This window comes from Streptomyces sp. NPDC026092 (assembly GCF_040638605.1).
Taxonomy (GTDB): domain Bacteria; phylum Actinomycetota; class Actinomycetes; order Streptomycetales; family Streptomycetaceae; genus Streptomyces.
This window is the reverse complement of sequence record NZ_JBEZYN010000017.1, coordinates 171,835-197,828: the sequence shown is the minus strand read 5'-3', so window position 1 is coordinate 197,828 and position 25,994 is coordinate 171,835. Positions and strand designations below refer to the sequence as shown.

Sequence of the window (25,994 nt, the reverse complement as noted above, 5' to 3'; positions counted from 1 at the left end):
CGGTGACGGCCCCGCCCCTTTCGGCTCAGGAGGGGTACGGACCGGTGACCTGCGGGCAGGACGGGTCGAGCCGCAGCAGGGCGAGGTCGCGCCCGACCAGGCCCCAGGCCTGCCAGGTGTCCGGGACGAAGGCGAGCTGGGGGTTGGTGTACCACTCGTCGTCGAGGGCGGTGGCGAGACGCTGGGCCTGCGTCAGTCCGGGGCCCAGCAGATGGACGTCGCCGTTGAAGAAGGTCGAGGCGAACACCTTGTCGTTGTGCACCTGGACCTCGCCGTAGCCGGGGAGGTCGCCCTGGTGGACGATCTGGCGCGTGGCCAGGTTCATGGCGAACCAGCGCTTGGCGGTCGTCGGGGTGCGCTTGTAGACGCCGTACAGGACGCCGTTGTGGACGGTGACGTCCTGGAGGGTGTCGTAGCCGTCCGCCGCGAACGGGTCCGTCTCCCACAGGAGCTTCCCCTTCTTGCCGGTCGTCTGGTCGACGTGGTCGGCGTCGAAGGCGGCCACACTGGCGGCCGTGTTCCACGAGGTGGACGGGGCGCCGCCACCACCGCGGATGTCGGCGCCCACGTAGACGGTGCCGTCCGGGCCCACGCTGAGGCTCATCAGGCTCTCGTTAGTGACGACGGGGAACGAGTCGGGCGTGGCCGTCGGCTCCGCCGCGGTCGGGTCGGGGAACCTGAAGACGGTCAGCGCGCCCTGCAGCCCGGTGCCGAGCGGTGCGGTCGCCACGAGGATCCGGTCGCGGGCGGCGTCGTACTCCATGTCCCACGGCCGCTGCTGACCGCTGGGCAGCTGTCCGACGACGGTGACCGGGTACGTCTGCGTCACCGGATCGATCGTCGCCGGGTCGATCATGATGATGCGCCCGCTGGGGTACAGCGCCGAGTAGATCTTCCCGTTGCGCTCCACCAGCGCCTTGGCCTCGCCGGGGATCTCGACGAAGCGCTTGGAGCCGTCGGGCGCGTGGACGTTCACGATGAAGTGACCGCCGACCCAGACCTGGCCGTCGGAGGCGCGCAGGATCGACTGCGGGCGCTCCGCGCCCTCGCTGAACCCGGCGTCCCTCAGCTTGGTGGACGACGACTCGCCGGTGGCGATGTCCAGCTGCCACACCTTGCCGAAGCCGGCGAACCCGGTGAGGGTCGTGCCGTTCAGGGAGAGGCCGCGGGTCTCGTCCTGCGGCACCGGGGTGCCCAGGTACTTCGGGGCCGTGTACCCCGTCCTGTACTCGTAGATCCTGCCCTCGGGACGGGTCGACAGGTAGACGGTGTAGTCGGGGGCCAGGCCCATCGCGTCACCCGACTCCGTGCCCAGGGAGACCGTCCTGAGGTCGGTGCCGTCGGTCTTCACGTCGTACAGCGTGCTGCCGCTGGTGCCGCGCACGCGCGTGCGGCCGACGGAGACGGTGGTGAAGCCGGTGCCGCCCTGGGCCAGGACGCGGACGGCGCCGGTGGACCGGTTGACGGCGACCAGCTTCTTGGTGTCGAGCAGGCCGGCGTAGACGTCGGTGCCGTCGACGGCGAGGGAGCGCACGTAGCGCTCGCCCGTGGCGAGCACCCCGAAGTCCCGGACCGCGCCGGTCGCCGGCTTGTACTCGTACACCCGGCCGGTGTCGTAGGTGCCGGCGTAGATCGTGCCGTCCGGGGCGGCGGCGAGGCTCCAGATGAAGTCGCCGCTTCCTCCGAAGGTCTTCAGGTGCTTGACCTGGTGGGTGGCGAGGTCGTAGCTGTAGAGCGCGGCCTCGACGTACGTGCCGACGTACAGCTTGCCGCCGGACGCCACGAGGCCGTAGCCGCCCTCGATCACGCCCGCACCGGGGCCGTCCGGGATCACGGTCTCGCGGACGACCTGCTTCTGCGCGAGGTCGTACTCGGCGAGGACCACCGGCTTGCGGCCCCGGCTCACGACGTAGGCGCGGCCCTCGTGCACGAGGGATCCGGTGACCGCCCAGGTCGACGAGGCGATGCCGCGGGTCTCCGCGCCGGGGACGGTGCAGTCGGCCGGCACCGCCGCGCTCGCGGGCGACGCGGGCCACAGCACCGACAGTAGGGCGGCGAGGAGGGGCAGCAGCAGCCGGCGCGTCATGGGAGGGGCCTCCAAGGGTGTCCGTACCGGGTACGGACGGACGACGACAGCCCCCGTGATCGCACCCCTGTTCAATCGGCGCTCATGAGATCACGTCGCCTACAGCCGATCAATGTCGGCCCTCGCGACCGTCGAGCACCACGTCGAGGCCCATGAACGCGAGCAGGGCCAGCAGTTCGGGGCCCACGCCCTCGAACCGCAGCCGGTGGCCGTGCCGCCCGGTGGCGAGCCGCAGCCGGGCGAGGGCGTCGACGGCGGCGAGGTCGGCGTGCGCGAGCGCGCCGACGTCACAGATCACCTCGGTGGGCGCGACCCCTTCGAGCAGCGCGCAGAGCCGCGCCACCTCCTCGGGGGTGGCGCGGGAAGCCAGAGTCAGTACGAGCGGTCGACCGGTGTCCACACCAGGAAGACCCGCGCCGGGCCCGGAACTCATCGGAGCCCGAGCGCCCGAACGGGACCGGCGGAAGTCCGCCGGTCCCGTTCGCATGGGGGTCTCGTCAGGCGATGCGGTCCAGGACGATCGGGTTCGGGGTGAACGCCGTGCCCTCGGGGGCGATGTCCCAGGAGCTGGTCAGGGACTTGAGGGCGTAGTCGAACTTCTCCGGGGTGTCCGTGTGGAGGGTCAGCAGGGGCTGGCCCGCCGTGACCGTGTCGCCCGGCTTGGCGTGGAACTCGACGCCCGCGCCCGCCTGCACCGGGTCCTCCTTGCGGGCCCGGCCCGCGCCGAGGCGCCAGGCGGCGATGCCGATGTCGTACGCGTCGAGGCGGGTCAGGACGCCCGAGGACGGGGCCGTGACGACGTGCTGCTCGCGGGCGACCGGGAGGGTCGCGTCCGGGTCGCCGCCCTGGGCCGCGATCATCCGGCGCCAGACGTCCATCGCCGAGCCGTCCATGAGCGCCTTCGCCGGGTCCGCGTCCTTGATGCCGGCCGCGTCGAGCATCTCGCGCGCGAGCGCGATCGTCAGCTCGACCACGTCCGCCGGGCCGCCGCCCGCCAGGACCTCGACGGACTCGCGGACCTCGAGGGCGTTGCCCGCGGTCAGGCCGAGCGGGGTCGACATGTCGGTGAGCAGCGCCACCGTCTTCACACCGCTGTCCGTGCCGAGGCCGACCATGGTGTGGGCCAGCTCCTGCGCGTCCGCGAGGTTCTTCATGAAGGCGCCGGTGCCGACCTTCACGTCCAGGACCAGCGAGCCCGTGCCCTCGGCGATCTTCTTCGACATGATCGAGCTCGCGATCAGCGGGATCGCCTCGACGGTGCCCGTGACGTCGCGCAGCGCGTAGAGCTTCTTGTCGGCCGGCGCCAGACCGTCGCCCGCCGCGCAGATCACCGCGCCGGTCGTGTCCAGGACGTTCAGCATCTCCGCGTTGGAGAGCAGGGCGCGCCAGCCCGGGATCGACTCCAGCTTGTCCAGCGTGCCGCCCGTGTGGCCGAGGCCCCGGCCGGAGAGCTGCGGCACGGCGGCGCCGCAGGCGGCGACGAGCGGGGCGAGCGGGAGAGTGATCTTGTCGCCGACGCCGCCGGTGGAGTGCTTGTCCGAGGTGGGGCGGGAGAGCGAGGAGAAGTCCATGCGCTCGCCGCTCGCGATCATCGCGGCGGTCCAGCGGGAGATCTCCGCGCGGTTCATGCCGTTGAGCAGGATCGCCATCGCCAGGGCGGACATCTGCTCGTCGGCGACCACGCCGCGGGTGTAGGCGTCGATGACCCAGTCGATCTGCTCCGGGCTCAGCTCGCCCTTGTCCCGCTTGGTGCGGATGACGGAGATGACGTCCATGGTGGTGCCTCTTTCTACGCGCATAGAGGGGGAAGAGGAGAGAGCGGCCCTCCCATGGTGCCGGAAGGGCCGCTCAGAGGTGTTACCTGGCCAGGTGGCCCGGGCCGAAGGCCTGCGGGAGCATCTCGGCCAGCGTGACGAACCCGGCCGGGGTCTCCAGTACGAGATCGGGGCCGCCGAACTCGTACAGCAGCTGCCTGCACCGTCCGCACGGGACCAGGGGCGCGCCCTCGCCGTCCACGCAGACGAAGTGGGTCAGCCGGCCGCCGCCGGTGGCCTGGAGCCGCGAGACGAGCCCGCACTCCGCGCACAGCCCGAGGCCGTACGAGGCGTTCTCCACGTTGCAGCCGGAGACCGTGCGCCCGTCGTCGACCAGGGCCGCCGCGCCGACCGGGTAGCCCGAGTACGGGGCGTAGGCGTGGGACATGGCGTCCCGCGCCTCCTTCCGCAGGGCCTCCCAGTCGGCTTCGGTGACGGGCGTGGTCACTTGCCCTCGCCCTTGCGGTACCGCATGCCGTCCGCCTTGGGCATCCGCAGACGCTGCGCCGACAGCGACAGCACCAGCAGCGTGACCACGTACGGCGTGGCGCTGACGAACTCGACCGGGACCGTGTCCGTACCGAGGTACCAGATGAAGACGCCGACGCCGATGACGATGGCGATGGACGAGGTGATCCAGCGCTTCTTGTACGCCTTCCACGCGGCGATCGCCACGAGGACCGCGAACAGCAGCAGGAGCAGCGCGTGCACCGACTCGCCGCCACTGCGCAGCTGGAGCGCGTCGGCGAAGCCGAACAGGCCCGCGCCCATGGCGAGGCCGCCCGGCCGCCAGTTGCCGAAGATCATCGCCGCGAGGCCGATGTAACCGCGGCCACCGGTCTGGCCCTCGTTGTAGATGTGCGAGGTGACCAGCGACAGGAACGCGCCACCGAGACCGGCGAGACCGCCGGAGACGATCACGGCGATGTACTTGTACTTGTAGACGTTGACGCCGAGGGACTCGGCGGCGATCGGGTTCTCACCGCAGGAGCGCAGGCGCAGACCGAACGCGGTCTTCCACAGCACGAAGAACGTGCCGATCACCAGCAGCACGGCGAGGATCGTGACCAGCGAGAGATTGGTGACCAGACCGCCGAGGATGCCGGCGATGTCCGAGATCACGAACCAGTGGTGCTTCTCGATGTCGGCCAGCCAGTCGGACAGACCGGGGATCGTGACCGAGGTGATCTCCTCGGCCGGCGGGGACTGCTTGGGGCTGCCGCCCTTGGCCGCGGCCTCGCCGCTGTTGAACCACAGCTTGGCGAAGTACGTGGTGAATCCGACCGCGAGGATGTTGATCGCGATACCGGAGATGATGTGGTCGACACCGAAGGTGACGGTGGCGACCGCGTGCAGCAGACCGCCGAGCATGCCGCCCACGATGCCGGCGAGGATGCCCAGCCAGGGGCTGGTCTGCCAGCCGGCCCAGGCACCGAAGAAGGTGCCGAGGATCATCATGCCTTCGAGGCCGATGTTGACCACACCCGCGCGCTCGGACCACAGACCGCCGAGACCGGCGAGGCCGATCGGCACGGCGAGCGAGAGCGCGGCACCGATCTGGCCGGCCGAGGTGAGGTCCTGCGCGCCGGTGATGGCCCGGACGGCGGAGAGGGCGATGAGCCCGCCCGCGACGATCAGCAGGATCCAGGGGAGCGAGAGGCGGGTGCGGCCGCCCTTGCCACCGGCCGCCTTGGGCGCCGCGGGCGGCGGGGTGGAAGTCGCCGTGGCGGTCACGCCGACACCTCCGTCGTGTTGTTGGAACGGGCCTGGGCCGCGAGCTTCTCGCCGACCTGACGCTGCTGGCGCTTGACGCCGTAGCGACGGACGACCTCGTAGGCGATGACGACGCAGAGGACGATGACGCCCTGCATGACGCCGACGATCTCCCGGTCGTAGTCCTCGAACTCCAGCTGCTGGCCGCCGCGCTCGAGGAAGCCCCAGAGGATCGCGGCGAGCGCGATGCCGATCGGGTGGTTGCGGCCGAGCAGGGCGATGGCGATACCGGTGAAACCGATGCCGACGGGGAAGTCGCCGCCGAACTCGTAACTGTCGTTGAGCAGCGTCGGCATGCCGATCAGACCGGCCATGCCGCCGGAGATCAGCATGGACGTGACGACCATCTTCTTCACGTTGACACCGCTGGCCGCGGCGGCCGTGTCGGACTGGCCGACGGTGCGCAGGTCGAAGCCGAAGCGGGTGCGGGAGAGCGTGAACCAGTAGCCGACGCCCGCGACGGCCGCGATGACGACGAAGCCGTAGATCGGGGTGGGCGTGGTCGGGAACTCGAAGAAGTGCGAGGACTCCGGCAGCGGGGTCGTGGCGACCTTGGTGCCGGCCGCGTCCAGGTGGCCGAGGCGGCCGGGCTGGAGCAGGTAGCCGATGATCGCGGTCGCGATGAAGTTCAGCATGATCGTCGAGACGACCTCGCTGACGCCCCGCGTGGTCTTGAGGACACCGGCGATGCCCGCCCACATGGCGCCGACGATCATCGCGGTGATGATGATCAGCGGGATCTGGACGATGCCCGGCAGGGTCAGCGCCCCGCCGACGGCGGCGGCGAAGAAGGCCGCGAGACGGTACTGGCCGTCGACACCGATGTTGAACAGGTTCATGCGGAAGCCGATGGCCACCGCGATGCCCGCCAGGTAGTACGTCGTCGCCTTGTTGATGATGTAGACCTGGCTGTCCGACTTGATGCCGTAGTCGAACATGATGCCGAAGGCGCTGAACGGCTCCTTGCCGGTGGCCGCGAGCACCAGGGCGGTGATCAGGAAGGCGGCGACGATCGCGAGCAGTGGTGCCGCGATGCCGAGGAGCACCCGCTCCTTGTCGAACTTCTTCATCGGGCCTCGTCCTCCGGGCCGTCGGTGCCCTCAGGGCTCTCATCGTGCTCAAGGTGACCGGCGGCGGCGCCGGTCATGGCCGAACCGAGCTCCTCCGGGGTGATGGTCGCCGGATCGGCGTCGGCGACCAGACGCCCGCGGTACATGACGCGCAGGGTGTCGGAGAGGCCGATCAGCTCGTCCAGGTCGGCGGAGATCAGCAGGACCGCCAGGCCCTCGCGGCGAGCCGAACGGATCTGGTCCCAGATCTGCGCCTGCGCGCCGACGTCCACGCCGCGGGTGGGGTGCGCGGCGATCAGCAGCTTGGGGTCGTGGCTCATCTCGCGGCCGACGATCAGCTTCTGCTGGTTGCCGCCGGAGAGGGAGGCCGCGGTGACCTCGATGCCCGGGGTACGGACGTCGTACTCGCGGACGATCCGCTCGGTGTCCTTGCGGGCGGCCTTGAGGTCGAGGATGGCGCCCTTGGAGTTGGGCTTCTCGGTGACGTGGCCGAGGATGCGGTTCTCCCAGAGAGGGGCCTCCAGGAGCAGACCGTGCCGGTGGCGGTCCTCGGGAATGCAGCCGATGCCGTCCTCGCGCCGCTTGCGCGTCGGGGCGGACGAGATGTCGGCGCCGTCGAGGGTCACGACACCCCGGTCGGCGTGGCGCATGCCCATGATCGTGTCGACGAGCTCGGACTGGCCGTTGCCCTCGACGCCGGCGATGCCGAGCACCTCGCCCTTGTGGATGGTGAAGGTGATGCCGCCGAGGACCGCGCGGACCACGCCGTCGGGGTCGACGGCGCTCAGCGACAGGTCCCGGACCGTCAGCATCGGCACGTCGGTGACCGTCGACTCGCGGGTCTCCGGCGACGGCAGCTCGGCGCCGACCATCAGCTCGGCGAGCTGCTTGGTCGTGGTGTGCCGCGGGTCGGCGGTGCCGACCGTGGTGCCGCGCCGGATGACGGTGATCTCGTCGGCGACCGACAGGACCTCGCCCAGCTTGTGCGAGATGAAGATGACCGTGAGGCCCTCGGCCTTGAGCTCGCGCAGGTTGTCGAAGAGCGCGTCGACCTCCTGCGGGACGAGCACGGCGGTGGGCTCGTCGAGGATCAGGGTGCGGGCGCCGCGGTAGAGAACCTTGAGGATCTCCACGCGCTGACGGTCGGCCACACCGAGGTCCTCCATGAGGGCGTTCGGGCGGACGCCGAGGCCGTACGCGTCGGAGATCTCCTTGATCTTGGCGCGAGCCTTGTCGCCGATGCCGTACAGCTTCTCGGAGCCGAGGACGACGTTCTCGAGGACGGTGAGGTTGTCCGCGAGCATGAAGTGCTGGTGCACCATGCCGACACCGCGGGCGATGGCGTCTCCGGGGTTGTTGAAGGTCACCAGCTCGCCGTCGACGGTGATGGTGCCCTCGTCCGGCTTCTGCATGCCGTAGAGGATCTTCATCAGGGTCGACTTGCCCGCGCCGTTCTCGCCCACGAGGGCGTGCACGGTGCCGCGGCGCACGGTGATGTCGATGTCGTGGTTGGCCACGACTCCGGGGAAACGCTTGGTGATGCCGCGGAGTTCTACGGCGTTGGGACTGCTGGGGCTGGAGGCTTTGATGGCGCACTCTCCTAGGCAGGGAGCGTGAGGAGGACGAGACGGAAACGCAGGCGCTGTCGGTGGCGAAAAATACCCTGTGGGCCGCGCGCTACGCGCGTAGCATCAGGAAAATCGTTCAACTGCCCACGGGGGTACGTGTGAAGGGGGCCCGGAGTGTCGGCCGAAGCCGCTCTCCGGGCCCCCCTCCGACGGAACGTCAGAGGGTCGTGGCGACCTTGATCTGGCCGTCGATGATCTTCTTCTTCGCCTCGTCCAGCTGGGCCTGGATGTCCTTGAGGTGGTCACCCGTGGTGGTCAGCGAGACGCCGTCCTCGGCCAGCGAGTAGACGTGCGTGCCGGTCGCCGGCTTGCCGTCCTGGACGGACTTGACGAGCTCGAAGACACCGGTGTCGACGTTCTTGACCATCGAGGTCATGATCGAGCCGGCGTACTTCGACAGGGCCGGGTCCTTGGCCTGGTCCGAGTCGACACCGATCGCCCAGGTGCCCGGCTTGGCGGCGACGGCCTCGATGGCACCGGCACCGGAGCCGCCCGCGGCGGCGTAGATGACGTCGATGCCCTTGTCGAGCATGCCCTTGGCGGCGGCCTTGCCCTTGTCCGGGGCGCCGAAGCCGGAGAAGTCCGTACCGGTGGACAGGTACTGGATCGTGACCGAGGCGTCCGGCTTGGTGTCCTTGACGCCCTGCTGGAAGCCGGCGGCGAACTTCTTGATCAGCGGGGTGTCGACGCCGCCGATGAAGCCGATCTTGCCGTCCTTGGACTTGAGCGCCGCCGCGACACCGGCGAGGTACGAGCCCTGCTCCTCGGTGAAGACGATCGAGTCGACGTTCTTCGCCTCGGAGACCGAGTCGACCAGGCCGAAGGTGGTCTTCGGGAACTTCGCGGCGACCTTGTCGATGGCGTCCTTGTAGGCGAAGCCGACACCGATGACGGGGTTGAAGCCGCCCTCGGCGAGGGACGTCAGGCGCTGCTCGCGGTCGGCCGGGGTCTCACCGGTCTTGGCGGTGAGCTCCTTGGTCTCGACGCCGAGGTCGGCCTTGGCCTTGTCGAGACCGCGCGCGGCGGAGTCGTTGAAGGAGTTGTCGCCACGGCCGCCGACGTCGTAGGCCATGCCGACCTTGATGGAGTCCGAGTCGGAGCTGGACTCGGTGGACGACTCACCGCAAGCGGTGGCGGTGAGAGCGAGGGCCGCAGTCGCGATGGACGCGGAAACGATCTTGGATACCCGGCGCAAGAGGAGGGTCCCTTCGAGACTGACCGAAAGCGCCTCTTCCGGCGCTGGTTTCGCGTGGATCGTAACGCGCGTAGATGTCAGTTAAAGACCCGTTCATGAGTCGTTATCGGATCGTCGCGAACCGGCCAGGGAGACCGTTAAGAAGGCCACCTGGGGCGACCGTCCCGGCACCGCCGGTTATACACCCCGTGACGGGGTCCGGACCCGGCCCGCGCGCCGACGCGCGGGCCGTTGGGCCGAATGGATGAACGGCGTTTCGGCCGTCCGGGTGCGGCCCGGCGGGCCCGGAGGTCAGCGCTTCGGCGCCGCGTCGATCAGGGCGGCGGCGGTGAAGAGCTCGACGCCGACCTCGATCGCCTCCTCGTCCACGTCGAAGTCACCCGCGTGCAGATCCCGGCGTGTCGTGTCCCCCGGGGCGCGGACGCCGAGTCGGGCCATGGCGCCCGGGACGTGCTCCAGGTACCAGGAGAAGTCCTCGCCGCCGAGGCTCTGCTCGGTGTCCTCGATCGCGTACAAGCCGCGCCGGGCGGTCATCGCGTCCCGGAGCAGCTCGGTGACGACCGGGTCGTTGACGACCGGCGGGACTCCGCGCACGTAGTTGATGGTCGACTTGGCGCGGTGCAGGGTGGCGATCTCGTCGATCGCCGCGTGCACCAGGTCCGGGGCTTCGCGCCAGCCGGGCAGGTCGAGGCAGCGGACGGTGCCGGAGAGCTCGGCGTGCTGCGGGATGACGTTGCAGGCGTGGCCGGCCTCGATCCGGCCCCAGGTGACCGCGAGGCCGGAGCGGGCGTCGACGCGGCGGGCGAGCAGCGCCGGGACGTCGGTGGCAATCCGGGCGGCGGCGGTGACCAGGTCGGTGGTGAGGTGCGGGCGGGCCGTGTGGCCGCCGGGGCCGTCGAGGGTGACCTCGAGCCGGTCGCAGGCGGAGGTGATGGGGCCGGGGCGCAGCCCGATCCGGCCCGCGTCCACCTTCGGGTCGCAGTGCACGGCGATGATCCGGCCGACCCCGTCCAGGACCCCGGACTCGATGGCGTCGGCGGCGCCGCCGGGCAGCACTTCCTCGGCGGGCTGGAAGATCAGCCGTACGGCGTTGGGGAGCAGCCCCTGCCGGTCGAGCTCGGCGAGGACCAGACCGGCGCCCAGGACGGTGGTGGTGTGGACGTCGTGTCCACATGCGTGGGCCCGGTTGGGCACGGTGGAGCGGTACGCGACGGTCTTCACGTCCGGGATGGGCAGCGCGTCGATGTCGGCGCGGATCGCCAGCATGGGACGGACCCGGTCCCAGGTGCCGATGTCACAGACGAGTCCCGTGCCCGTCGCGAGGACCTTCGGCGCCAGTCCGGCGGCCTCCAGGCGCGCCTTCAGCGCCGCGGTCGTACGGAACTCCTGGTTGCCGAGCTCGGGGTGCATGTGCAAGTCGCGGCGGAAGGCGATCAGTTCGCCGCGCAGCGAGGGGGACAGCGTTCCGGGCAGAGCGACGGAGCCGGGCTCACGGGACTTCAACTGGTTCACCTTTTGAAGGGTAGGCCCCTTCAGAGATCAACTGCCCGTTGATCACGAAAAGTTCAGCCCGATAGGGGAAAGAATCTCGGTTCGGCAGGCTTGACTGCCATCCCTTCTGGGTAAGCTCACCCGAATTCGAGCCGTTGTGAGGGCTGGGTCGCCTGGGCGGTCAGCCGGTCCACCTCGTGCGCGGCCGTGCCCGTGACCCCGGCGAGGAAGCCCTGGGCTCGCGGGGAGGCGTTCTCCTTGAGCCACTCGGGCGCGATCTCGCAGACGGCGACCTTGACCCCGGTGCCGACCAGGGCGAGCGGCAGGGTGTGCACGACCGTCGAGGGGAAGCTGACGACGGTACGGCCGATCGGGCCGCGCCGGGCGATCAGCTCGAGCGGCAGGTCGGGCCGGACGATCTCCAGACCGGTCTCCACCGCGATCCGGTGCAGCTTCTCGGTGGACTCCCTGCGGTGCGCGAAGTAGCGGGTCGCGCCGTGGGTGCGGGCCAACTCGGCGACGGCGAGCGCGTACTGGTCGGCGTCGACCACGCCCGTCTCGACCAGCGAGGTGCCGACCAGGTCGGCGCCCTTGGTGATGCGGGGCGGGCCGAAGCGGGACCGGGTCCAGGCGAAGGTGTTCTGGGTGACGGTGGTCCCGGGCGGCGGCTCGACCGGGAGCGAGGTGAAGATCTCGACCGTACGGCGCGCGTTGGGGGCCAGCTTGCGGCGGGCGGCCGCGGTGACCGGGGCGAGCACGAGTTCGCGCGGCCCCCGGCTGCCACCGCGCCGGTGCCAGCGCACGAGGCGCTCGCCCCGGGCCAGTTGGGCGGCGTACTCCATGGTGGCGGTGCCGTCGTCGACGACGGTGAGGTGCTTGGGCGCGAAGAGCGTCAGGAGCAGCTGGACGTAACGGGAGAACGGGTCCCCGACGATGATCCGCTCCGCGGACCGCAGCAGCGGAGCGAGCTCCCGCAGGGTCCGCGCGAGCGAGCCACGCCCGCCGCGGGCCTCCTGCCAGCGGACGGTGAACCCGTCGTCGCGGGCCAGCTGCGCCATCCGGCGCAGCTGGCCGCGCGACATCGGGTCGGTCGGCGAGAGCACGACGAGCGTGAAGTCGGACCGGGCGGGCGTGACGGCCGCGGTGACGGCGGTGCCGTCGCCGCGGGGGTCGGTGCCGTCGGCCGTGCCGTGGGCGCGTGCTGCCTCGCCGTCGTCGCGGTGGTCCCTTCCCTCGGCCGTGCCTCCGACGGGCGCTGCCTCGCCGTCGTCGGCGGGCCCGGCGGTCGTCCGGCTGACGCCGACGACCGGGGATGCGTGGCCGTGCGGGTCCTGCAGGCCCTGCGGGCCGTGGGGGCTGGCGGGAGTGGAGCCCTGCGCGCGGTCGGCGGCCGCGCCGACGAGCGGCCCGGCGGAGCCGGTGGCCGCCTGGCCGTCGGCCCGTGCGCGGTCGGCCGACCGCTCGGCGGTGCCGTCGGGGCCGGTGCCCCGCGTGGCCTCGGCCGGCCGCTCGACGGTGCCGTCCGGGGCCGTGACCCGCCCGCCCTCGGCCGCGAGGCCGGGCTGCTCGCCGGCGCGGGCGGTGCGCGCGTCGGCGGCGGGGGCCGTCGAGGCCTCGGGCGGCTCGGTCGCGTGTATCGCGGCCCCCCGGCCGTCGGGGGCGGGTGTGCCCCCGACGGTGAGGGACTGGGCGTGCGCCCACTCCAGGACGTTCAGGAGCTGGACAGGGCTCTCGACGAACGCCAGCCGGCCGGTCATGCGGCGACAGACCCCTGGACCCGGCGGAGCTTCTTCATCGGGCCGAGCTCCGACTCGTAGACCTTCTTGACGCCGTCACCGAGCGCGGTCTCGATCGTGCGGATGTCGCGGACCAGGCGCTGCAGGCCCTGCGGCTCGACGGACGCGGCCTGGTCGGAACCCCACATGGCGCGGTCGAGGGTGATGTGACGCTCGACGAACGTGGCGCCGAGGGCGACGGCGGCCAGCGTGGTCTGCAGGCCGGTCTCGTGGCCGGAGTAGCCGATCGGGACGTTCGGGTACTCCTCCTTCAGCGTGTTGATCACGCGGAGGTTGAGCTCCTCGGCCTTCGCCGGGTACGTGGACGTCGCGTGGCAGAGCAGGATGTTGTCCGAGCCGAGGACCTCGACCGCGTGGCGGATCTGCTTCGGCGTCGACATGCCGGTGGAGAGGATGACCGTGCGGCCGGTCTCGCGCAGGGCGCGCAGCAGCTCGTCGTCCGTGAGGGAGGCGGAGGCGACCTTGTGGGCCGGGACGTCGAACTTCTCCAGGAAGGCGACGGCCTCGGTGTCCCACGGGGAGGCGAACCAGTCGATGCCGCGCTTCTTGCAGTGCTCGTCGATGGCGCGGTACTCGTCCTCGCCGAACTCCACGCGGTGGCGGTAGTCGATGTAGGTCATCCGGCCCCAGGGGGTGTCCCGCTCGATGTCCCACTGGTCGCGCGGGGTGCAGATCTCCGGCGTGCGCTTCTGGAACTTCACGGCGTCGCAGCCGGCCTCGGCGGCCACGTCGATGAGGGCGAGCGCGTTCTCCAGGTCACCGTTGTGGTTGATGCCGATCTCACCGGTCACGTAGACGGGGTGGCCGGGGCCCGCGGTCTTGCTGCCGAAGGTGCGGAGGCGAGAGGTCATGGTTCTGGTGTTCCTTAGCGGTTGGGGGAGAGGAGCTCGGGCCCGAGGAGCCAGGCCGCGATCTCGCGGACGGCTCCTGAGCCACCGGGGGTGAGGGTCACCGCACGGGCGGCGGCCCGTACGGAGTCGTGCGCGCTCGCCACCGCGACGGGCCAGCCGACGAGGTGGAAGCACGGGAGGTCGTTGACGTCGTTGCCGGCGTAGAGGACGCGCTGCGGGTCGATGCCCTGTTCCTCGCACCACTGCTTGAGGGCGAGGTCCTTGCGGTCGATGCCGTGCAGGACGGGGATCTGGAGCTTGCGGGCGCGGGCCGCGACCACCGCGTTCTGCTCGGTCGAGAGGATCAGGACCGGCATGCCCGCCCGGCGCAGCGCCGCGATGCCGAGGCCGTCGCCGCGGTGCGCGGAGACGAACTCGTGGCCCTCGGAGTCGAGGTGGACGCGGTCGTCGGTCTGCGTGCCGTCGAAGTCGAGGACCACGGCGTCGATGTCCTCGAAGCCGGGGACGACCGGGGTGTCGAGCAGCGGCGCGAGGGCGCGGGCGCGGGCGAGGTCGTGCGGGTCGTCGATCTCCAGGACCCGCAGGGGGTCGGTGACGACGAGCTCCGTGCGGCCGAAGAAGCGGTGGTTGTGGGTACGGAAGCCCTCGGCGGCCATCGCGTAGACGGCGCCGGTCTCCAGGTACTCGGGCTCGCGGTCCTGCCGGCGGGGGCGGAAGGACTTGTCGTGGTTGACGCCCGTGGTGCCCTGGGGGGTCTCCCGCCACAGGAAGCCGTGGCTCGGGGCGGCCGTGAAGGCCGTGTCGGCGCCCTCGGTGATCTTCTCGACGGTGCCGTTGACCTCCTCCGCCGTGATGAAGGGGCTCGTGCACTGGACGAGGAGGACCACGTCCACGCGGCGGCCGCTGGTCGCCTCGAAGGCGTCCATGGCGTGCAGGACGGCCGACTCGCTGGTCGCGGTGTCGCCCGCGATCGCCGCCGGGCGGTGGATCGCCTCGGCTCCGGCCGCGCGGGCCGCGGAGGCGATCGCCGCGTCGTCCGTGGAGACGACGACGTCGGTGACCAGGCGGGCGTCCAGGCAGGCCCGGACGGCGCGGGAGACGAGCGGGACGCCCGCGACCGGGGTGAGGTTCTTGGCGGGGACGCCCTTGGAACCGCCCCGCGCCGGGATGACGGCAAGCACGGTCGTGGTCATCAGAGTTCTCCAAGCCGGCGGATGACGGGCGCCACGCGCTGGACGCCGTGGCGGTACGCGCCCCGCGCCGCCTCCCGGACGATCCGGCGCAGCCCGCTGTCGCGGGTCGGCGTCGCGGTCACGTCCAGGCGGTGGCGGGCGAGGATCCCGGGCAGGTAGCCGGGGGCCGTCTCCGCTGTGTAGTAGGGGTCGATCGGGGGCAGCGCGGGTCCCGCGAGCAGCTCGGCGACCCGCTCGCGGGCCGCGTCGAAGGCCTTGTCGTACCCGCCGTCGGCGGCCACGCCCTGGCGGGAGAGCCACTCCTCGTCGGCCTTCGGGCGGATGTCCGCGTCGAGCCGGTCGAAGGAGGTCAGCAGCCCCGAGCCGATGAAGTGGTGGTTGCCGAGGACCTCGCGCACGCCCATGTCGCTGAGGATCGCCGTGGGGATCCGCCGGTGCAGCGCTTCCAGCGCGGCCGTCGAGGAGACCGTGACCAGCAGGTCGGTGCGGTCCAGGACCTCGCCCATGTGCCCGTACACCAGGCGGAAGTTGGGCGGGACGTCCAGGTCGCGCACCAGCTTCTGGTACGGCAGCTCCTCCAGGTGCGTGGTGTGCTCGCCCGGCTTGGAGCGGAGCTTCAGCAGCACCTCACGGCCCGGGTGCTTCCGTGCGTGGTCGACGAGCCGCCCGAGCAGGTACGCGCGGTCGGCGCGGGTCACCGGCACGGACGGCTGGGCGGCGAAGACGAGGGTGTCCCGGCCGGCCTCGGGGGCGTAGGGCGCGCCGCCGAGGAACGGCAGCGCGGCCTCCACCACGGAGGAGGCGTCGGCGCCCACTCCTTCGTACACGGCGCGGAAACGCTCCGCGTCGTGGCGGGAGTTGGCGAGGACGACGTCGGCGCCGTGGCGCAGCAGGAGACCGTCGGCGAGCTTCTCGTAGACGACACCCACATAGCCGGTGACGATCACCGGACGGCGTTCCAGGCCGAGGTCGGCGATCCCCTGGAGGACCGCGCGGACCGTGCCGCCGACGAGGGCGAGGACGACGAGGTCGTACCCTCCGTCCCGTACCTCACGAAGGAACTCCGCGCCCGTCACCTCGCGCGGGGGCGTGTCGGACACCCCGGTCTCGGCGAGCTGGCGCGCGGTGGGAGTGGCCCGACCGCGAAGAACGAATCCGGTGGGCTCGGAAGCCGCTATACGACGCGCGGTGAGCGCGCCCCATTTCCACCGGGTGTCGGAGTCGGCGAGTACGGCAATGCGTACTCGATCATGGGTACTTGCTGGCACGTCGAGGACGCTAGATAGGCATTTCGTTCGCTGGCCCAACTGAGCCACAACAAACGGTGAACAGAGCCTTCCCGCACGTTGAAAACGGACAGGATCGGGGGCGGTTAAGGCTCCCGCCTCTTCGTGTTCACCGAACATCCCTCTGTCGGCCAGAACGAAGGCCGGACCGGCGCCTAGCGTCGGCCGGGTGGTCAAGCTCTCCGTCGTCGTGCCGTTCTACAACGTGCAGACATACGCCCCCGACACCCTGACAAGCCTGCGCGCGAATGCCCGCGAGGACTTCGAATTCCTGCTCGTCGACGACTGCTCGACGGACGGAACGCCGGAGATCCTCGAACGGGCCGCGCGCGAGATCCCGGGGGCCGTCCTGCTCCGACACGAGGAGAACCAGGGTCTTGCCACGGCGCGCAACACCGGTCTCGACTCCGCCCGGGGCGAGTACCTCGCCTTCCTCGACGGCGACGACTGGCTGGCCCCCGGCCACCTGGCCCGCCTGGTGACGGCCATGGACGGGCTCGGCTGCGACTTCCTCCGTACCGACCACGTGGTGAACACGGGCCGGGTCCGGTCGGTGAAGCGCGCTCCGATCGGGCTCCGGAACGAGGTGCTCCGTCCCCGCGACGCGATCCTGCCGGCCCACCGGACGACCTCCGTCGACTACCCGTACGCCTGGGCGGGGATGTACCACCGGCGGCTGCTCGACCGCGGCCTGCTCCACTTCACCCCCGGTCTGCGGACGGCGGAGGACCGGCCGTGGATCTGGAAGCTGCACCGGGAGGCGGAGTCCTTCGCGGCGGTGAGCACGCTCGGGATCTTCTACCGCCGAGGCGTCTCCACTTCTCTGACCCAAATCGGCGATATCCGCCAACTCGATTTCATCCGGGCCTTCGATCAGGTGATCGAGGAAACGGTGAACGACGTGGACGCGGAGCGGCTTCTCCCGAAAGCCGTCCGTACGTATTGCGCCCTCATTTCGCACCACGTCTCCTCCATTGAACGATTCGAACCGGCGGTGGCGAAGAAATTGCGCTCGATGAGTGCGGCGGCGCTGAAGCGCATGCCCCAGGACGTACTCGGCGAGGCGCTGTCCTCGATGGACGAGGAGCGGGCGGGCGTGCTGCGCAAGCTGCGCCGGCGCCGCGCGGGCTCCGTCGCCCGGACCGCGGGCTCGGGGGTCGCCGCGTGAGGACCACTCAGATCTTCTACGCCTCCACGCTGTACGGCGCGACGACGCTGGCCGCCGCCCTGGACAGCGGCTGCTTCGGCCCGGCCGACCGGCGGCTGCTGCTCGTCGGCAACAACGCGGCGGTACCGGAGACCACGCCCGCCCTCGACGAGATGCCCGGCTTCGAGAAGCTGCGCGGCCGCTTCGACTCCGTCCTGTCCTGGAACGAGGCCATCGAGCCGCTCCACCCGGCGGGCTGGTCGCCGCGGAACGACGACGTACCGCTGCTCGAACGCCATCTGCGGAAGATCTGGGACCTCGGCGACGACCGGATCGAGATCGCCCTGGAGTCCGTGCAGGTGGCGCCCGCGCTGACGATCGCGCGGCTGTTCCCCGAGGCCGCCCTCGACGTGTACGCCGACGGCCTGATGAGCTACGGCCCCACCCGTAACAAGATCGACCCGCTGGTCGGCGAGCGGGTCAGGCGGCTGCTCCACCTCGACCTGGTGCCGGGGCTCGCGCCGCTGCTGCTCGGCGAGTTCGGTCCCGAGGCGGAGGTGGTGCCGGCGGAGGCGTTCACCAAGGTGGTGGCGGAGCTCGCGGGTTCGGCCGCCTCCTCGGACGCCGGCGAGGACGGCCCGGCGCTGCTGCTCGGCCAGTACCTGGCGGCGCTCTCGCTGCTGAGCCCGGCCGAGGAGGAGGAGCTGCACGTACGGATGGTCAAGGGCGCGGTCGCGCGCGGGCACCGGCGGCTCGTCTTCAAGCCGCACCCCACGGCGCCGGACGCGTGGACCCGGCGGCTCGCCCAGGAGGCGGAGGCGCTCGGCGCCGAACTGACCGTCCTGGACCGGCCGGTGCTCGCCGAGGTGGTGTACCGGGAACAGCGCCCCGCCCTTGTGGTGGGCTGCTTCTCGACGGCCCTGATGACGGCGCACGCCTTCTACGGGATCCCGGTGGCCCGGGTCGGCACCCGGATGCTCCTGGAGCGGCTGACCCCGTACCAGAACAGCAACCGCGTCCCGGCGACCCTCGTCGACGCGCTCGTCCCTGACCTGGAGGCGGACGGCGCGCAGGCCGCGTCCCCGGACGCGACCTGGGACGCGGAGGCCCTCGCGGGCCTGGTCGCGGCGGTCGGCTTCGCGATGCAGCCCAAGATCCGCCCGGACCTGCGCGAGGCGGCGGTCCGCCACCTCTCGGGCCCCCTCGCCGAGCGGACCCGCCACTACTTCAAGCTCCGCCGCCTCACCGTCCTCGGCCTCCCCGGCGGCATCCCGGTCCCCCGCCACCCGAAGGTCCGCCGCCTGGCCCGCCGCGCCCTGAAACTGCGGCGCATGCTGAGGCGCTAGCCGAGCCCGCCCCCGGCGGGCGTCCTGCCCGCCGGGGCCGTGGAGTTCACGCGCGCGTGACCGGTTCCTGGAGTTCCGTCACCCACTTCGCGCGGTCCTCCGCGTACTCCAGGTAGAGCTCGCGGGAGTAGCCCGTCGAGCGGTAGCCGTGGGCGCCGATCCAGGTGGCCAGGGTCTGGACGGTCGGAAGGATGTCCTCCATCGAACCGCGGTGCACGACCGTGGCCGCCTCGTCCAGGCCGGGCAGGTCGACGACGTCGACGCCGGCCACCGCCTCCGTGCCGGCGGGGAGCGTCATCCCCGCGTGGACGACGATCGAGCCGTCGCCGCGGCCCGCGTCCTCGTAGTACGCGATCCCCGGGCCGAACCCGGTGACCCCCGCCGCCACCAGGCGCGCGCACAGCTCCTCGTACAGCGGCTGGATGACCGGGCCGATCTCGCCGGGGCCGAAGCCGGCGGCCACTCCGCTCAGCTCGCCGAGCCGCACCGGGGGAATCCTCTTGATCACGACGTCCTGCGTGGGCATGTGCCCCTCGCTCTCGATGGCTCGGAGCCGCGCGCCGACCTGGGCGAGCCGTCCCGCCGCCTCCGCCAGGGCCGTCTCCAGCTCGGCCTGGCGCAGCCGCAGCATGCCGCGCAGCTCCTCCGCGCCGACGTGCTCGTCGAGGATCGTCCCCACCTGTTCGAGGGTGAAGCCGAGCTCCTTGAGCGCGATGACACGGTTGAGCCGGGCGAGCTGGTCCGCCTCGTAGTGGCGGTAGCCGCTGTGCGGGTCGACATGGGCCGGGCGCAGCAGTCCGATGGCGTCGTAGTGGCGCAGCATGCGGACCGACACCCGCCCGTGCCGGGCGAAGTCTCCGATGGTGAACATGACGACTCCTACGACACGGCCTCACACGGTGTCAGGGTCAAGCGGCGCTGCTGAGCGAGAGCTTCGCGGCGAAGCCGAGGAAGAGGGCGCCCGCGGCGGTGGTCGCGCCCGCCGAGAGGCGCTTGCGGCGGCGGAAGGCGGCGGCGAGCCGCGTGCCGCCGAATATCAGCATCGTGAGGTAGAGGAAGCTGCCGACCTCCATCAGGGTGCCGAGCACCAGGAAGGAGAGCGCCGGGTAGGCGTATCCGGGGTCCACGAACTGCACGAAGAAGGAGATCAGGAAGAGGATCGCCTTCGGGTTGAAGAGGCTGATGATCAGCGCCCTGCGGTAGGGGTTCTCCCCCGCGGCGGCCGGGGCCTGTCCGCTCTCCTCGTCGAGCACCTCGTTCCGGCCGCGCCACATCGACCAGGCCGAGCGCATCATCCCGTACGCCATCCACGCCAGATAGCCCGCGCCCGCGTACTTCACGATCATGAAGAGCAGGGGCGTGGTCTGGAGCAGCGAGGCGGCGCCGAGCGCGGCCAGCGTCATCAGGATCGCGTCGCCGGTGAAGACGCCGGCGGCGGCCTTGTACCCGGTCCGCGTGCCCTTGCGGGCGGCGACGGACAGCACGTACAGCGAGTTCGGCCCCGGCAGCAGGATGATGAGGACGAGGCCCACGAGATAGGTCGGAAGATCGGTGACACCCAGCATGAAACGGAGTGTCGCACGGGGGTACGACAACCCGCTCCCACGTTTCGCATCGCGGAAGATCAGAACGCGCGGGTCGGTACGCGCCCGTGGGTACCCGGGTCCGCACCCGCCCGTCGGAACCCCCCGTCAGAACGCGTCCGTGGGGACGTACGTGCCCCAGACCTCCCGCAGCGCGTCGCAGACCTCGCCGACCGTCGCCCGCGCCCTGAGCGCGTCCTTCATCGGGTACAGGACGTTCTCCGTGCCCCGCGCCGCCCGCTGGAGCTCGGCGAGGGCCGCGGCCACCGCCGTCCCGTCGCGCTCGGCGCGCAGCCGTGCCAACCGCTCCGCCTGCTGGGCCTCGATCGCCGGGTCGACGCGCAGCGGCTCGTACGGTTCCTCGACGTCGATCGTGTAGCGGTTGACGCCGACGACGACCCGCTCGCCGCTGTCGGTCTGCTGCGCGATCCGGTACGCGGAGCGCTCGATCTCGCCCTTCTGGAAGCCGCGTTCGATCGCCTCGACCGCGCCGCCGAGATCCTCGACCTTCCGCATCAGCTCGAGCGCGGCGGCCTCGACGTCGTCCGTCATGCTCTCCACGACGTACGAGCCGGCGAACGGGTCGACGGTGGCGGTCACGTCCGTCTCGTACGCGAGCACCTGCTGCGTGCGCAGCGCGAGGCGGGCGGACTTGTCCGTCGGCAGGGCGATGGCCTCGTCGAAGGAGTTGGTGTGCAGCGACTGCGTACCGCCGAGGACGGCCGCGAGGCCCTGGACGGCCACCCGGACGAGGTTGACCTCGGGCTGCTGCGCGGTGAGCTGCACCCCGGCGGTCTGGGTGTGGAAGCGGAGCATCAGCGACTTGGGGTTCCGCGCGCCGAACTCCTCCCGCATGACCCGCGCCCAGATCCGGCGGGCCGCCCGGAACTTGGCGACCTCCTCCAGGATCGTCGTCCGGGCCACGAAGAAGAACGAGAGGCGTGGCGCGAAGTCGTCCACGTCCATGCCGGCGGCGACGGCGGTACGGACGTACTCGATGCCGTCGGCGAGGGTGAACGCGATCTCCTGCGCGGGCGAGGCACCGGCCTCGGCCATGTGGTAGCCGGAGATCGAGATGGTGTTCCACTTCGGGATCTCCGCGCCGCAGTACTTGAAGATGTCCGCGATCAGCCGCAGGGAGGGCTTGGGCGGGAAGATGTACGTGCCGCGCGCGATGTACTCCTTGAGCACGTCGTTCTGGATCGTGCCCGTCAGCCGCTCGGCCGGGACGCCCTGTTCCTCCCCCACGAGCTGGTAGAGCAGCAGGAGGAGGGCGGCGGGCGCGTTGATGGTCATCGAGGTGGAGACCTCGCCGAGCGGGATCCCGTCGAACAGCACCCGCATGTCGTCGATCGAGTCGATGGCGACTCCGACCTTGCCGACCTCGCCGTGCGCGATCGGGGCGTCCGAGTCGTGCCCCATCTGGGTCGGCAGGTCGAAGGCGACGGAGAGGCCCGTCGTGCCGTTCGCGATGAGCTGCCGGTAGCGGGCGTTGGACTCGACGGCGGTGCCGAAACCCGCGTACTGCCGCATCGTCCAGGGCCGGCCGGTGTACATGCTCGGGTACACCCCGCGCGTGAACGGGTACGCGCCCGGCTCGCCCAGTCTCTCGGCGGGCTCCCACCCGGCCAGGGCCTCCGGTCCGTAGACCGGCTCGATGGGCAGTCCCGACTCCGACTCGCGCACCATGCGTCGCGCCTCTCGTTGAGATCTCGCTTGTGTCACAGCATGGTCCGGGCTGCCGCCCGGTGCGCAACCAAGGGCGCGCGGGAAGCATCAAAGAGGTACACAAGCTGATTCCCCGGGGGGCTACAGATGCGCCGTTCTTCCGTCATACGCAGAACAGTCATGGGCAGGGCACTCATGGCCACGGTCGCCGTGGCGATCGCCACGGGCTGTACGGCCCAGGCGGCCGGCGGCTCGGGTGGCTCCGGTTCCTCGCCGTCGACCGGGGGGAAGCCGTCGACGTCCGCCTCCGCCCCGGCCACGGAAACGCCGTCCACGCCCCCGAGCGGTACGCCGACGACGGACGACAAGCCGTCCTCCGCGACGCCCAGCGCCTCCGCCACCACCCCGCAGCCGGCCGGCAAGGTCCTGATGAAGGACGGGGACGAGACCGAGAAGGTGCGCGAGCTGCAGGCGCGGCTGCGGCAGATCGGCTACTTCGACCGGGCGCCCACCGGCTTCTACGGCTCGATCACGGGCAAGGCCGTCAAGGCCTTCCAGAAGAAGCGGGAGCTGCCGGAGACCGGCTCGGTGGACGAGGTCACCTGGCAGAAGCTGACGGCGATGACCCGCAAGCCGACGGCCGCGGAGCTGAAGCCGGCCACCACCAACACCCTGGACACGCCGGACCCGCGCTGCATGACCGGCCGGGTGCTGTGCATCAGCAAGGAGACCCGCACGCTGGCGTGGATGATCGACGGCAAGGTCGTCTCGTCGATGGACGTCCGCTTCGGTTCGGAGAACACCCCGACCCGCGAGGGCATCTTCCAGGTCGACCGCAAGGTCCGTAACGACTGGTCGAAGCTGTACAAGACGCCGATGCCGCTCTCGATGTACTTCAGCCGCGGCCAGGCCGTGCACTACTCGGCGGACTTCGCGGCCCGCGGCTACAACGGGGCCTCGCACGGCTGCGTCAACGTCCGGGACCGGGCGAAGCTCTCCACCCTCTTCGACCAGGTGAAGGTCGGCGACAAGGTCGTCGTGCACTGGTAGGCACCAGGTACGGGCAGTAAGGGGCGCGGGTGGGACCGGGGGAACGTGTCCCACCCGCGCCGGTGCGCGGAGCCGAAGGTACGGGGGGAACCCCGGCTCACGCGCGGCCGATGACCAGTCGGCTCACTCTGTACTGCGCCGACAGGCCGAAAAGTGTCACACCGTGTTCATCGAAGGGACTCCGAGCAGGTCCCTGAGAGGCGTGGGGGCGGGGTCGACGGCCCGGTTCTGGGCCAGAACGCGCCCCGGAGTCGCGTCAGGAGCGGAGGCGCGGTCCTTGGTGCGGCTGTCGCTCCAGTCACCCTTGCCGTCGCCCCACGAGTCCTCGCCGTTCCCGTCCGAGCGGGCGGGGTCGGCCAGGACCCGGTCGCAGAAGCGGCGCAGGCTCTCGCCGGTGCGTGCCGACTGCGCGAGCCGGCGCTTGGCGGTCTCGTCGATGCGGCCCGCGCGGAAGTCCTCGCAGGCCTTGGTGAGCTTGGCGCCGGACGATTCGCCGCCCTTGTCCACCGGGGCGGTGGTCTTCCCCGGTTCCGGGGTGCCGTCGCCCGTACCGCCCGCGCCGCCCTTGCCGCCCGAACCCTCGGGCGTACCCGTGCCGTCGCCGGAGCCGGTCGTACCGGAGGGCGTGGGGCTGAGCGGCGCCGAGGGGGACGCGCCGGGCGGGCTGTGGTCGCCGGTGCCGGGCACCGAGGGCGTGACCATGTCGACGCGCGGCCCCGGCGACTCCGAGGAGTCCGGGGAGTGCGAGGAGACCGGTCCCGGGGTGTCCGCCGCCGACACGGAGCCGGCCGGGGTCGGGCCGTCCGTGGTGAACGGCAGCATGCCGGAGCCCGAGGCGACGGCGACCCCGCCGACCGCCACGGCGGCGACCGCGGCCGCGAGTCCGTACCGCAGCGAGCGGCCCCAGCGCCGGGCGGCCCGCGCCCGGCTGATCCGTACCGCGCCGAGTTCGGCGACGGCCTGCGGGGCGGGCGGGGCGTGGGGGGCGGAACGCACGGTCAGGCCCCGCGCGGCGGCGGCCGCGCGGAAGGCGGCCAGCGCGTCAGCCTCACCCGGGAGTTCGACGTCCACCGCGTGGGCCAGGGGCGCCGGGCGGACCTCCGCGAGTGCCCTGGCCAGCCGGTCTGCCTCGGTACGGGTGTGATCGTCGACGGCGTCGACCGGTTCGCCGCGCAGCAGGCTCTCCGCGGCTTCCTGGTCGAGCCACTGGTACCGCTCGTCGGCCATCACATGTCCTTCTGCGTCCGCGCGCGCGATTGCGTCACACCACCGGGGGCCTGGACCCCCGGCCCGCGACCGCGCTGCGGCGGTACGCCCCCGAGGGGAGCGGCCCCGCCGTCGCCCTCGGCACCGAGGAGTTCGGCGAGCCTTTTGAGGCCGCGGTGGGCCGCGGTCCGTACGGCCCCGGGGCGCTTCCCGAGGGTGTCGGCGGCGCTCTTGGCGTCCAGGCCGACCACGACGCGGAGGACCACGGCCTCGGCCTGGTCCTGCGGAAGTTGGGCTATCAGGTGCATGGTGTCGCCGGTGGCGAGTGCTTCCAGTGCCTCGTCCGCGGTGTCGGACTCGGCGGGTTTGTCGGTGAGTTCGGTCTCGTCGCCGCCGGTCGCGGGGCGTCGGCCGCGCATCCGGATGTGGTCGAGTGCCCGGTTGCGGGCGATCCTGGCGGCCCAGCCGCGGAACCGGTCGGCGTCGCCGCTGAAGCGGTCGAGGTCGCGGGCTATCTGGAGCCAGGACTCCGAGGCGACGTCCTCGGCGTCGGCGTCACCGACGAGCGAGCGCAGGTAGCCCAGCAGCCGGGGGTGCACGGCGCGGTACACAGTACGGAAGGCGTCCTCGTTCCCGTCCTGCGCAGCGAGCACCGCGGCTGTCAGCTCCGCGTCCTCCCCCAGCACTCCCCACCCTTGTTCGTCATCACGGCTGGTCACCACCGCCGTACCGGTCGGCACCCAGCAGACGCTACGTGCTTCTCGGCCACAGCGTCCATGTACGTCCGCTCTTTGTGCAACTTGCAACCAACTTGGGACATCGGCGGTCGTCGGCGGTGGTGTGACAGAAAACGCTTGTACGGCGCTGAAGGGAGTACGGGGCCGTGCTGCGGCTCCGCGGACGACGACCGGGGCCTCTCCTGTGGGGGGTGGCGGCCCCGGTCGTCCTCCTTTTCCGCCCGGTTCAGGGCCCCTTGCCACGTGGCGACCACCGCTCCGGGCCCCGCACGCCCCGCCGACTGTCAACCGATGGTTGACAGTCCGGGAGTGTCAACCTAGGGTTGCACTCATGACGAACCCAGTCGGTATGACCATCCCTGTCCGGCTCGACGACCTCATCGAAGCGATCAAGAAGAGCAACACCGACGCGCTCGACCAGCTGTCGAACGCGGTGATCGCGGCGGACCACCTCGGCGACGTGGCCGACCATCTGATCGGACACTTCGTCGACCAGGCCCGGCGCTCCGGTGCCTCCTGGACCGACATCGGCAAGAGCATGGGCGTCACCCGCCAGGCGGCCCAGAAGCGCTTCGTCCCCAAGGACCCCGACACGGAGAAGATGGACCCGAACGCCGGGTTCAGCCGCTTCACCCCCCGGGCCAGGAACGTCGTCGTGGCCTCCCAGAACGAGGCGACGGCCGCCCGGAACGCCGAGATCGCCCCCGGGCACGTGGCCCTCGGCCTGCTCGCCGAGCCCGAGGGGCTCGCGGTGCTCTGGATGGCCTCGCAGGGCGTGACGCCCGAGGCGCTGCGCGAGGCGGTCACCCCGACGCTGCCGCCGGCGGCCGAGGAGGTGCCCGCGCTCGTCCCGTACGACGCGGCGGCGAAGAAGGTGCTCGAACTGACCTTCCGCGAGGCGCTCCGGCTCGGCCACAACTACGTCGGCACGGAGCACGTCCTGCTCGCGCTGCTCGAGTTCGAGGACGGCGAGGGGGTCCTGACGGGCCTCGGCCTGACCAAGGCGCGGGCGGAGGCGGACATCGCGGCGACGATCGAGCAGCTCGCGGTGAAGCCGGCGGAGTAGCGGGGACG

Annotated in this window: 22 protein-coding genes; 4 read left to right on the top strand and 18 right to left on the bottom strand. The window is 71.4% G+C overall.

The genetic code is table 11. The features are described from left to right. Positions 1 to 25: 25 nt before the first annotated feature. From AB0F56_RS26455 to AB0F56_RS26395, 13 genes are all read right to left on the bottom strand, one after another. Complete coding sequence (locus tag AB0F56_RS26455; RefSeq protein WP_362013875.1) at positions 26 to 2,086, bottom strand: hypothetical protein; 2,061 nt, start codon at positions 2,084 to 2,086, stop codon at positions 26 to 28. Between the two features lie 109 nt (positions 2,087 to 2,195). After that, positions 2,196 to 2,486, bottom strand: coding sequence for an STAS domain-containing protein (locus AB0F56_RS26450; RefSeq protein ID WP_362013873.1), 291 nt, complete (start codon positions 2,484 to 2,486; stop codon positions 2,196 to 2,198). A gap of 97 nt (positions 2,487 to 2,583) precedes the next feature. Beyond that, positions 2,584 to 3,861, bottom strand: coding sequence for a thymidine phosphorylase (locus AB0F56_RS26445; protein WP_362013872.1), 1,278 nt, complete (start codon positions 3,859 to 3,861; stop codon positions 2,584 to 2,586). A gap of 82 nt (positions 3,862 to 3,943) precedes the next feature. After that, entirely contained in the window at positions 3,944 to 4,348 is a 405-nt protein-coding gene (locus AB0F56_RS26440; RefSeq protein ID WP_362013870.1) for a cytidine deaminase, read from the bottom strand. After that, positions 4,345 to 5,634, bottom strand: coding sequence for an ABC transporter permease (locus tag AB0F56_RS26435; protein WP_362013869.1), 1,290 nt, complete (start codon positions 5,632 to 5,634; stop codon positions 4,345 to 4,347). The genes AB0F56_RS26440 and AB0F56_RS26435 overlap by 4 nt, the downstream gene beginning before the upstream one ends. Further along, positions 5,631 to 6,743, bottom strand: a complete 1,113-nt coding sequence (locus tag AB0F56_RS26430; protein WP_362013867.1) for an ABC transporter permease — start codon at positions 6,741 to 6,743, stop codon at positions 5,631 to 5,633. The genes AB0F56_RS26435 and AB0F56_RS26430 overlap by 4 nt, the downstream gene beginning before the upstream one ends. Further along, on the bottom strand, positions 6,740 to 8,332 hold the full coding sequence (locus AB0F56_RS26425) for an ABC transporter ATP-binding protein (protein ID WP_362013900.1): 1,593 nt from the start codon (positions 8,330 to 8,332) through the stop codon (positions 6,740 to 6,742). The genes AB0F56_RS26430 and AB0F56_RS26425 overlap by 4 nt, the downstream gene beginning before the upstream one ends. Positions 8,333 to 8,528: 196 nt before the next feature. Then, positions 8,529 to 9,566 (bottom strand): BMP family ABC transporter substrate-binding protein, encoded by a 1,038-nt coding sequence (locus AB0F56_RS26420; RefSeq protein ID WP_362013865.1) that lies wholly within the window; start codon positions 9,564 to 9,566, stop codon positions 8,529 to 8,531. A gap of 291 nt (positions 9,567 to 9,857) precedes the next feature. Beyond that, positions 9,858 to 11,078: an amidohydrolase gene (locus AB0F56_RS26415; RefSeq protein ID WP_362013863.1), complete on the bottom strand. Its 1,221-nt coding sequence runs from the start codon at positions 11,076 to 11,078 to the stop codon at positions 9,858 to 9,860. A 116-nt stretch (positions 11,079 to 11,194) separates the two neighbouring features. Then, on the bottom strand, positions 11,195 to 12,394 hold the full coding sequence (locus AB0F56_RS26410; protein ID WP_362013899.1) for a hypothetical protein: 1,200 nt from the start codon (positions 12,392 to 12,394) through the stop codon (positions 11,195 to 11,197). 416 nt (positions 12,395 to 12,810) lie between these two features. Beyond that, positions 12,811 to 13,704 carry an N-acetylneuraminate synthase family protein gene (locus AB0F56_RS26405; protein ID WP_362013861.1) on the bottom strand — a complete coding sequence of 298 codons (894 nt, stop codon included), beginning with the start codon at positions 13,702 to 13,704 and terminating at the stop codon, positions 12,811 to 12,813. Positions 13,705 to 13,718: 14 nt separating this feature from the next. Beyond that, entirely contained in the window at positions 13,719 to 14,897 is a 1,179-nt protein-coding gene (locus AB0F56_RS26400) for an acylneuraminate cytidylyltransferase (protein ID WP_362013859.1), read from the bottom strand. Then, positions 14,897 to 16,165, bottom strand: a complete 1,269-nt coding sequence (locus tag AB0F56_RS26395; RefSeq protein WP_362013857.1) for a DUF6716 putative glycosyltransferase — start codon at positions 16,163 to 16,165, stop codon at positions 14,897 to 14,899. Before AB0F56_RS26395 ends, AB0F56_RS26400 begins: the two co-directional genes overlap by 1 nt. A 187-nt stretch (positions 16,166 to 16,352) precedes the next feature. On the opposite strand from AB0F56_RS26395, the gene AB0F56_RS26390 reads away from it, so the two are divergent. Both AB0F56_RS26390 and AB0F56_RS26385 read left to right on the top strand, forming a co-directional pair. Next, positions 16,353 to 17,351, top strand: coding sequence for a glycosyltransferase family 2 protein (locus tag AB0F56_RS26390; RefSeq protein ID WP_362013855.1), 999 nt, complete (start codon positions 16,353 to 16,355; stop codon positions 17,349 to 17,351). Then, complete coding sequence (locus AB0F56_RS26385; protein WP_362013853.1) at positions 17,348 to 18,676, top strand: alpha-2,8-polysialyltransferase family protein; 1,329 nt, start codon at positions 17,348 to 17,350, stop codon at positions 18,674 to 18,676. Before AB0F56_RS26390 ends, AB0F56_RS26385 begins: the two co-directional genes overlap by 4 nt. A gap of 46 nt (positions 18,677 to 18,722) precedes the next feature. Here the strand turns inward: AB0F56_RS26385 and AB0F56_RS26380 are convergent, their stop codons facing one another. From AB0F56_RS26380 to AB0F56_RS26370, 3 genes are all read right to left on the bottom strand, one after another. Next, entirely contained in the window at positions 18,723 to 19,547 is an 825-nt protein-coding gene (locus tag AB0F56_RS26380) for a MerR family transcriptional regulator (protein ID WP_362013851.1), read from the bottom strand. Positions 19,548 to 19,584: 37 nt separating this feature from the next. After that, on the bottom strand, positions 19,585 to 20,241 hold the full coding sequence (gene leuE, locus AB0F56_RS26375) for a leucine efflux protein LeuE (protein ID WP_361967576.1): 657 nt from the start codon (positions 20,239 to 20,241) through the stop codon (positions 19,585 to 19,587). 126 nt (positions 20,242 to 20,367) lie between these two features. Next, positions 20,368 to 21,948, bottom strand: a complete 1,581-nt coding sequence (locus AB0F56_RS26370) for a methylmalonyl-CoA mutase family protein (RefSeq protein WP_362013849.1) — start codon at positions 21,946 to 21,948, stop codon at positions 20,368 to 20,370. 159 nt (positions 21,949 to 22,107) lie between these two features. Here AB0F56_RS26370 and AB0F56_RS26365 point away from each other — a divergent pair, with 159 nt between their 5' ends. Then, entirely contained in the window at positions 22,108 to 22,977 is an 870-nt protein-coding gene (locus AB0F56_RS26365; protein WP_362013847.1) for a L,D-transpeptidase family protein, read from the top strand. Positions 22,978 to 23,133: 156 nt separating this feature from the next. Here the strand turns inward: AB0F56_RS26365 and AB0F56_RS26360 are convergent, their stop codons facing one another. Further along, positions 23,134 to 24,204, bottom strand: a complete 1,071-nt coding sequence (locus AB0F56_RS26360) for a hypothetical protein (RefSeq protein WP_362013845.1) — start codon at positions 24,202 to 24,204, stop codon at positions 23,134 to 23,136. Beyond that, a complete protein-coding gene (locus tag AB0F56_RS26355; RefSeq protein WP_362013898.1) occupies positions 24,204 to 24,869 on the bottom strand; it encodes an RNA polymerase sigma factor in 666 nt (221 codons plus the stop codon). Before AB0F56_RS26355 ends, AB0F56_RS26360 begins: the two co-directional genes overlap by 1 nt. A gap of 382 nt (positions 24,870 to 25,251) precedes the next feature. Between AB0F56_RS26355 and AB0F56_RS26350 the strand changes: the two genes are divergently transcribed. After that, positions 25,252 to 25,986, top strand: a complete 735-nt coding sequence (locus tag AB0F56_RS26350; protein ID WP_362013843.1) for a Clp protease N-terminal domain-containing protein — start codon at positions 25,252 to 25,254, stop codon at positions 25,984 to 25,986. Positions 25,987 to 25,994: the final 8 nt, after the last annotated feature.

Bases quoted from the DNA above. Each gene is read 5' to 3' on its own strand.
- AB0F56_RS26455 (WP_362013875.1), bottom strand. From the start codon at position 2,086: ATGACGCGCCGGCTGCTGCTGCCCCTCCTCGCCGCCCTACTGTCGGTG.
- AB0F56_RS26445 (WP_362013872.1), bottom strand. From the start codon at position 3,861: ATGGACGTCATCTCCGTCATCCGCACCAAGCGGGACAAGGGCGAGCTG.
- AB0F56_RS26430 (WP_362013867.1), bottom strand. From the start codon at position 6,743: ATGAAGAAGTTCGACAAGGAGCGGGTGCTCCTCGGCATCGCGGCACCA.
- AB0F56_RS26405 (WP_362013861.1), bottom strand. From the start codon at position 13,704: ATGACCTCTCGCCTCCGCACCTTCGGCAGCAAGACCGCGGGCCCCGGC.
- AB0F56_RS26400 (WP_362013859.1), bottom strand. From the start codon at position 14,897: ATGACCACGACCGTGCTTGCCGTCATCCCGGCGCGGGGCGGTTCCAAG.
- AB0F56_RS26380 (WP_362013851.1), bottom strand. From the start codon at position 19,547: ATGTTCACCATCGGAGACTTCGCCCGGCACGGGCGGGTGTCGGTCCGC.
- leuE (WP_361967576.1), bottom strand. From the start codon at position 20,241: ATGCTGGGTGTCACCGATCTTCCGACCTATCTCGTGGGCCTCGTCCTC.
- AB0F56_RS26370 (WP_362013849.1), bottom strand. From the start codon at position 21,948: ATGGTGCGCGAGTCGGAGTCGGGACTGCCCATCGAGCCGGTCTACGGA.
- AB0F56_RS26365 (WP_362013847.1), top strand. From the start codon at position 22,108: ATGGGCAGGGCACTCATGGCCACGGTCGCCGTGGCGATCGCCACGGGC.
- AB0F56_RS26360 (WP_362013845.1), bottom strand. From the start codon at position 24,204: ATGGCCGACGAGCGGTACCAGTGGCTCGACCAGGAAGCCGCGGAGAGC.
- AB0F56_RS26350 (WP_362013843.1), top strand. From the start codon at position 25,252: ATGACGAACCCAGTCGGTATGACCATCCCTGTCCGGCTCGACGACCTC.